This window comes from Streptomyces sp. NPDC059900, assembly GCF_050270335.1.
GTDB lineage: Bacteria > Actinomycetota > Actinomycetes > Streptomycetales > Streptomycetaceae > Streptomyces.
Window position 1 is genome coordinate 4,836 of the sequence record NZ_JBNNJZ010000467.1, and the last position, 1,697, is coordinate 6,532.

Below are 1,697 nucleotides of genomic sequence, written 5' to 3' on the forward strand. Positions count from 1 at the left end.
CCGACCGCGTGGCCGCCCGCTTCCATCTGGACGCCCCCGGCTGGTACGCACGCCCCGACGACGTGCCGCACCTGTCCGCCGTCGCCGACGCGGTCTGGAACAGTCGGGTCCTGCACGTCCGCTACCGCCGCTGGCGGGCTCCCTCCGAAGTGGAGCGCACTCTGCGGCCGTACGGCCTCGTCCTCAAGGCGGGCCGCTGGTACGTCGTCGCGGCGGCCACGGAGTCCGGCGGTCCGCCGCGCACCTACCGGGTCGACCAGATCCTGCGCCTGGAGTCGGCGCAGGAGGAGTTCAGCGTCCCTTCCGGCTTCGACCTGGCGGCCTACTGGGAGTCGTACCAAGAGGCCTTTCACGCACGGCTCCAGCAGGGCGAGGCGGTCGTGCGCCTGGCCCCGCACGCGGTGCCCCGCCTGTCCGGCCCCGCGGCCCGCGCGGCGGAGGCGACGGGCCGAACCGAACCCGGCGGCGACGGCTGGGTCAGGGCCGTGCTGCCCATCGAGTCCGTCGACCACGCCCACGACGAGTTCCTGCGCCTGGGCGCGGACATCGAGGTACTGCAACCCCCGGAACTGCGGGCGAGGTTGGCGGCGACGGCGGAGCAGTTGCACCGACGCTATTCCTGACCCGCTCACTCACCCGCACAGCCCACCGCGTTTGCCGAAACCGCAAGGCGGCTGGCCAGGAAGAGGGCCGCGGCGCAGGCTGGGAAACGGCTCCGGCCCCACTCCCGAACACACACGAAGGCGGCGGCAGACGATGGCTCACGACCACGACCACGACCACGGGCACGGCGAGGCGCAAGGTCACAAGCACGGCCACAAGCACGGCCACCACCACGACGACATCGACTGGGCCACCATGGGCCCGATGCTGGAGCGGAACGCGCAGCTCGCGGCGGACCAGAACCGCGAGATCGCCGCATGGCTGCACACCTGGCAGCCGGAGCCGGCCCTGATCGCGGACGTGGGCGCCGGATCCGGCTCGGTCTCCTTCCTCCTCGCCGAGGTCTTCCCCAAGGCGGAGGTGATCGCGGTGGACCCGGCGGAGCCGCTCCTGGAGCGCGCACGGGCGCGGGCCGACCGGGAGGGCCTGACGGACCGGGTCGCCACCTTGCAGGCCGAACTGCCGGAGGGCATCGGTTCGTTGCCGCAGGCGGACCTGCTCTGGATCGGCCGCGCCCTGCACCACGTCGGCGACCAGCAGGCAGCACTCGCCGCACTCGCGGACCGGCTGGCACCGGGCGGCGCGATCGCCCTCCTGGAGGGCGGCCTGACCCCCCGCAGCCTGCCCCGCGACATCGGCTTCGGCCGACCGGGCCTGCAGACGCGCTTCGACGCGGCCGACGACAGGTGGTTCACACAGATGCGCGCGGACCTGCCGGGCGCGAAGGCGGTCACGGAGGACTGGCCGGCGCTCCTGACCGAAGCGGGCCTGCGGCACGCGGGCACCCGCTCGTTCCTCCTGGACCTCCCGGCCCCGGTCTCCGAAGCCACCCGCACCCACCTCGTCACCGAGCTCTCCCGCCGCCGCGAGATGCACGCGGAAACCCTCGACGCCGAAGACCTGGCCACCGTCGACCGCCTCCTGGACGCGAACGACGAACAGAGCCTGCACCACAGGCCCGACGTGTTCCTGCTGTCGGCGCAGACGGTGCATGTGGGGGTCAAGGGCTAGGCACCCGGACACAGTCGAAGGGC

2 protein-coding genes are annotated in these 1,697 nt (G+C 73.2%); both read left to right on the forward strand.

The features are described from left to right. A partial coding sequence (locus ACQKIP_RS36360) for a helix-turn-helix transcriptional regulator (RefSeq protein ID WP_427745119.1) occupies positions 1-623 on the forward strand: 623 nt, incomplete at its 5' end. A 133-nt stretch (positions 624-756) separates the two neighbouring features. Further along, positions 757-1,674, forward strand: coding sequence for a class I SAM-dependent methyltransferase (locus ACQKIP_RS36365; RefSeq protein ID WP_365855636.1), 918 nt, complete (start codon positions 757-759; stop codon positions 1,672-1,674). Positions 1,675-1,697 lie beyond the last annotated feature (23 nt).